This window comes from Paracoccus marcusii, from assembly GCF_006151785.1.
In the GTDB taxonomy this organism is placed as follows: Bacteria; Pseudomonadota; Alphaproteobacteria; order Rhodobacterales; family Rhodobacteraceae; genus Paracoccus; species Paracoccus marcusii.
This window is the reverse complement of record NZ_VDDD01000291.1, coordinates 1-588: the sequence shown is the minus strand read 5'-3', so window position 1 is coordinate 588 and position 588 is coordinate 1. Positions and strand designations below refer to the sequence as shown.

The following is a 588-nucleotide window of genomic DNA, read 5'->3' as shown; positions in this document are numbered from 1 at the left end:
GGCCTGACCAATGCGCTGATGCTGGGCCCTGTGCTGCGCCACAACATGCGCGTCGCCGCACCCCTCTATGCCGAATTGGCCGACCTTATTCTTGGCGCATCCAGCGTCAGCGTCGACGCACGCGCAACGGCATTCGTCGAATTCATGGAGGATTTGATGAACCGTTCCGGCGCCCCCCGGCGGCTGCGTGATTGCAACATCCCGGAGGACAGTCTGCCAAGCCTGGCCGAGGATGCAATGCTGCAGACCCGATTGCTGTTGAACAACCCTGTCGAAGTAACGCAGGACGATGCGTTGGCTATGTACCGACAAGCGTACTAGGGTCAGGACCCATTGATCTGAATGAGGCTGTCCTGCCTGCGTGATTCAAGCTCCCGAACTGGAGGAAGTGGAGATGAGCAACCTTTTCCAGGGATACGATGCCGACTGGTCCCGGGACGCGTTGAAAGACAGGGCTATACGCCCCTGCATTCCGGGTCGGAAATCGCGCGTCACAGTCGTCCGTCACGACAAGCGCTGCTAAAAGAGGTGCAGTTGGATCGAGATCATGTTTGGCAGGCTGGAGACTGGCGCCGCATTGCCATCCGC

General features: G+C 59.4%; 2 pseudogenes. Both read left to right on the top strand.

Features of this window, described 5'->3' with window-relative positions:
- Positions 1-321, top strand: a pseudogene (locus FHD68_RS18825) (iron-containing alcohol dehydrogenase); the annotation flags it as partial.
- An 88-nt stretch (positions 322-409) separates the two neighbouring features.
- Positions 410-588, top strand: a pseudogene (locus FHD68_RS18820) (IS5/IS1182 family transposase); the annotation flags it as partial.